We start from the raw sequence: 5,174 nt of genomic DNA, 5'->3' as shown, positions 1-5,174 counted from the left end.
CCCCCCCCGGCCAGTCCGAACCCTGCACAGGCCCGCAACATCGTAAAATGCGGGGCGTTCCACCAAATTCCCAGCAATTGTTACATACCCCACGGCATTTCTCATGACGAATCAACCTAAAGCCCCCTTGACCTACCGCGATGCCGGTGTCGACATCGACGCAGGCGACGCCCTGGTCGACCGTATCAAACCCCTCGCCGCGCGCACGATGCGCCCCGGGGTGCTGGCCGGTATCGGCGGCTTTGGCGCGCTGTTCGAAGTGCCCAAGAAGTACAACGAGCCCGTGCTGGTGTCGGGCACCGACGGCGTGGGCACCAAGCTGCGCCTGGCGTTCGAATGGAACCGCCACGACACCGTGGGTATCGACCTGGTCGCCATGAGCGTCAACGACATCCTGGTGCAGGGCGCCGAGCCCCTGTTCTTCCTGGACTACTTTGCCTGCGGCAAGCTTTCGGTGGACACGGCGGCGTCGGTGGTGGGCGGCATTGCCAAGGGCTGCGAATTGTCGGGCTGCGCGCTGATTGGCGGCGAGACCGCTGAAATGCCGGGCATGTATCCGGACGGCGAATACGACCTGGCCGGCTTTGCGGTGGGCGCGGTGGAAAAGTCCGCCATCATCGACGGCAAGTCCATCAAGCCGGGCGACGTGGTGCTGGGCCTGGCCTCCAGCGGCGTGCATTCCAACGGGTTTTCGTTGGTGCGCAAGATCATCGAACGCGCCGGCGCCAAGCCGACGGACGACTTCCACGGCCAGCCGCTGGTTGACGTGGTGATGGCGCCCACGCGCATCTACGTCAAGCAAGTGCTGGCCGCGCTGGCCAAGCACGGCACCGACATCAAGGGCCTGGCCCACATTACCGGCGGCGGCCTCTTGGACAACGTGCCGCGCATCCTGCAAGCCGGTCTGTCGGCCAAGCTGCATCGCGACGGCTGGGAAATGCCCAAGCTGTTCCAGTGGCTGCAAGAGCAGGGCGGCGTGGAAGACACGGAAATGCACCGCGTCTTCAACTGCGGCATCGGCATGGTGCTGGTGGTGGACGCGGCCCAGGCCGACGCCATCGCCGCGACCTTGCGCGAGCAAGGTGAAACGGTCAACAAGATCGGTGAAATCGTCGAGCAGACCGAAGGCATGGCGCAAACCTTCGTGGTGTAAGCCCGACTGGTTTGGCTTCGCGTGCATGAGCATGAAAAACCCGCCGTTGGCGGGTTTTTTCATGGGCGGGCCCGAAGCAACTCGTGCTGTCGCCAGCGTTTCGCCGCGTTGCGCCACGCGCAAGGCGCGACTTGGGCAAGCGTCATTCTGCTACAAGCGCTTGCCCGCCAGCGCCAGCGCTACCGCGTCGATGGTTTGCGCCACCGCGTCGCTGGCCAGGCAATCGACGATGACGCGGTCGGGCTGGGCGCGCAGCCAGGTGATCTGGCGCTTGGCCAGTTGGCGCGTGGCGGCAATGCCCTGTTCACGCGCGGTGGGCAGGTCCACCTCGCCATCCAGATGCGCCCACATCTGCCGATAACCCACGCAGCGCACGGACGGCAGCCCCGGATGCAGATCGGCCCGGGCGCGTAGCGCGCGCACTTCGTCCAGCAGGCCGTTGGCCAGCATGGCGTCAAAGCGCTGTTCGATGCGCGCGTGCAACGCGGCGCGCTCCGACGGTTCAAGGCTGATGGTCAGGTAGTGGTTGGCGTCGTCGTCGGGCTTTTGCTGGCCGCGCGATAGCAACGCCGACATCGGTTGACCCGTCAGCCGGCAGATTTCCAGCGCGCGCTGGATGCGCTGGCTGTCGTTGGGCGCCAGGCGCGCCGCCGTGATCGGGTCCAGCCGCGCCAATTCGGTATGCAGCGCGGGCCAGCCCTGGATGGCGGCGCGGGCTTCGATCTCGGCGCGCAAGGCGGGGTCGGCCTGGGGCAGGTCGTCCAGCCCGTCGCGCAGCGCCTTGTAGTACATCATCGTGCCGCCGGCCAGCAGCGGGATGCGGCCCCGCGCGCGGATCTCGTCGATCAATCGCAGCGCATCGGCGCGAAACTCGGCGGCGGAATACGACTGCGCGGGGTCCAGGATGTCCAGCAGGTGCTGCGGCACTCGCGCCTGTTCCTCTGGCGAGGGCTTGGCGGTGCCGATGTCCATGCCGCGGTAGATGGTGGCCGAATCGACGTTGACGACTTCCATCGGCCAGCGCTCGGCCAGGGCCAGGGTGGACGCGCTTTTGCCGGCGGCCGTGGGGCCGGCCAGGCAGATCACCAGCGGGGTATCGGGGGGCAGGGAAGAGGCCAAGCTTATTGTCCGCGCAGAAAGAGCTTGTCCAGGTCGGACACCGACCATTGCACCCAGGTCGGACGGCCATGGTTGCACTGGTCGGCGCGTTCGGTGGCTTCCATCTGGCGCAGCAACCCGTTCATTTCTTCGATGGTCAGCCTGCGGTTGGCGCGCACGGAGCCGTGGCACGCCATGGTGGACAGCAGTTCGTTGCGTTGTTCGGTCAACAGGCGCGATACGCCCACGGCGCCAAGATCACGCAGCACCGCGCGCGCCAGCGTTTCGATGTCGCCGCGCGCCAGGATGGCGGGCACCGAGCGCACGGCGATGGACGTGGGGCCGGACGGGCGCATCTCGAAACCCAGGTCGCTGAGCTGCTCTTCAAATTCCTCGATCAGCGCCACGTCTTTTTCCTGGGCGTGGAACACCACGGGCACCAGCAGGTCCTGGCGTGGCAGGCTGCGCGCATCCAGCGCCTGCTTGAGCTGTTCGTAGACGACGCGCTCGTGCGCCGCGTGCATATCCACCAGCACCATGCCCCGGCGGTTCTGCGCCAGGATGTAGATGCCGTGCAGTTGCGCCAGCGCCATGCCCAGCGGATGTTCCTCGTCCATGGGCAGGGAGGGCGCGGGCCGGGGTTCGCTGACGGGTGTGACCTTGGCGGCCGTGTCGTCGTTCAGCGGGCGATACAGCGATTGCCAGTCGGCGACGGGGTTGCCGGCGGGCTCGGCATGCAGGCGGAACGGGACCTGCGTGTGCGCGCGTTGCGGCGCGGGCGACGGGCGCAGGCCGTAGGCGGCATTCTGGCCGGTGTAGCCGGGGCGGATGGTGTTCGGTGCGGTGCCGGAGGCTTCGTGGCCGTCGTGGGGGCGCGCGTGGGCGGAGGCGGTGTCCGCGACAGTGTGACCGGCATCGGTATCGGCACCGGCGCCGAAGCCCGACCCAGACGCCAAGCTCGATCCGGAACCCGATCCGGAAACTGAACCGGCCCCCAAGCCTGAGCCGGAACCCAAGCCAGAACCCGAACCCAAGCCCGAACCGGAGCCCCCTGCCGCCGTAGCCGACGCCACCGTCTCAAAGCCGCCGTCTTCTTCCTGTTCCTGCCGCGAAGGCGTGACGGCTGACGAGCCGCCCGTCTGCGCCAGCGTCTGGCCCACGGCGTGCGACACAAAGCGGTGCACCGCGCCGCTGTCGCGGAAGCGGACTTCGTGTTTGGCCGGGTGCACGTTCACGTCCACGGCGGCCGGGTCGATGTCCAGGAACAGCACGTAGGCAGGTTGGCGGTCGCCGTGCAGCACGTCGGCATACGCGGCGCGCAGCGCGTGGCTGACCGTGCGGTCGCGCACGTAGCGGCCGTTCACGTACAGGTATTGGCGGTCGGCACGGGCGCGGGCGGCGGTCGGGCGGGTGATCATGCCGGCAAGGCTGACGGTGCCCACCGAGTGCGAGAGCAGCAGCCCGTGCTCGGCGAATTCCGCGCCCAGCACGTCCCGGATGCGTTGGGGCGGTTCGGCCGGCAACCATTGCCGCTGCGCGCGATCATGGTGAAACAGGCGGAACGCAATCTGCGGATGCGCCAGTGCGATGCGTTCCATCGCATCAACGCAATGGCCAAATTCGGTGGCCTCGGACCGCAGGAATTTGCGCCGGGCCGGCACGGCGTCGAACAACTGCCGCACGTCCACGGTGGTGCCCGGTGGGCCGGAAGCGGGGCTGACCTGCATGCTGCCCGCATCGATCTGCCAGGCGTGTTCGCCGTCGCGGGTGCGCGAAATGATGGTCACCTGCGCCACCGAGGCAATCGAGGCCAGGGCCTCTCCACGAAACCCCATCGACGCAACCGATTCCAGCTCGTTCAGCGAGCGGATCTTGCTGGTGGCATGGCGCGCCAGCGCCAGCGGCAGCTCGTCCGGCGGAATGCCGCCGCCGTCGTCCGTGACGGCAATGCGGCGGATGCCGCCGCCTTCCAGGCGCACTTCGATGGCGCGGCCGCCCGCATCGATGGCGTTCTCAAGAATTTCCTTGAGTACGGAGGCGGGCCGCTCGATGACTTCGCCAGCGGCAATCTGGCTGATCAGCAAGTCGGGAAGCGCAAGAATGGAACGGCGTTCTGTCATTAGGCTTAGGTCTGGTGGTGCTGTGTGGACGATTTTAGCGTCATGGGCGGGTCGGCTATAGTCGCGAAGGTTTAACCTTCCTTCCGACTTCCAGGCCGCTGAATGCTTGAATTTTTCAATATGGTCCTCCACATCGACAAGACGCTGGGCGTCTGGGTCGCGCAATATGGCGTGTGGGTGTACCTGGTGCTGTTCCTGATCGTATTCGCCGAGACCGGCTTGGTCGTGCTGCCGTTCCTGCCCGGCGATTCCCTGCTGTTCATCGCGGGCGCGTTCGGCGCCACGGGGCATATCGACCCGGTGTTGATGGCCGTGCTGCTGATCGTGGCCGCCATTTCCGGAAACACGCTGAACTACATGATAGGGCGCTACATCGGCCCGCGTGTGTTTTCCATGAACCTGCGCTTTCTGGACCGCGGCGCGCTGATGCGCACGCACGCGTTCTATGAAAAGCACGGCGGCAAGACGATCGTCATGTCGCGGTTCATCCCCGTCGTGCGCACCTTCGCGCCCTTCGTGGCGGGCGTGGCCGATATGTCGATGTCGCGCTTCCAGATGTTCAACATCCTGGGCGCCTTGTTCTGGGTGATCAGCCTGGTGGCCGCCGGCTATTTCTTTGGCAACATCCCGCTGGTGCGCGAACACCTGAACACCATCGTCCTGCTGGGCCTGGCCGCTGCCATCGTGCCGGTGGTGGGCGCGGGCGTGTTCAAGATCATCAAGTCACGCCGGGCGTAAAAAGCTTCGGGAAACCCCGGCGCGCGACGCTGCGCGGGGTCGAAAAAAGGGCGATGCGCCGTCAA

4 protein-coding genes are annotated in these 5,174 nt (G+C 66.6%); 2 read left to right on the top strand and 2 right to left on the bottom strand.

Going from position 1 to position 5,174, the window contains the following annotated elements; translation table 11 throughout:
* The first annotated feature begins 103 nt into the window (after positions 1-103).
* The gene (gene purM, locus ACNPP0_RS18525; RefSeq protein WP_054420588.1) at positions 104-1,153 is read left to right on the top strand and encodes a phosphoribosylformylglycinamidine cyclo-ligase; all 1,050 of its coding nucleotides are present in this window, start codon (positions 104-106) and stop codon (positions 1,151-1,153) included.
* Between the two features lie 150 nt (positions 1,154-1,303).
* Here purM and miaA read toward each other — a convergent pair whose 3' ends face one another.
* Together miaA and mutL are read right to left on the bottom strand one after the other, a co-directional pair.
* Positions 1,304-2,272, bottom strand: a complete 969-nt coding sequence (gene miaA / locus ACNPP0_RS18520) for a tRNA (adenosine(37)-N6)-dimethylallyltransferase MiaA (RefSeq protein WP_448706656.1) — start codon at positions 2,270-2,272, stop codon at positions 1,304-1,306.
* A 2-nt stretch (positions 2,273-2,274) separates the two neighbouring features.
* Positions 2,275-4,371, bottom strand: coding sequence for a DNA mismatch repair endonuclease MutL (gene mutL / locus ACNPP0_RS18515; protein ID WP_448706655.1), 2,097 nt, complete (start codon positions 4,369-4,371; stop codon positions 2,275-2,277).
* Between the two features lie 102 nt (positions 4,372-4,473).
* Here mutL and ACNPP0_RS18510 point away from each other — a divergent pair, with 102 nt between their 5' ends.
* Positions 4,474-5,109: a VTT domain-containing protein gene (locus tag ACNPP0_RS18510; RefSeq protein ID WP_319307652.1), complete on the top strand. Its 636-nt coding sequence runs from the start codon at positions 4,474-4,476 to the stop codon at positions 5,107-5,109.
* Positions 5,110-5,174 lie beyond the last annotated feature (65 nt).

This window comes from Achromobacter semiaridum, from assembly GCF_053543755.1.
This window is presented reverse-complemented; position numbering and strand designations above follow the sequence as displayed.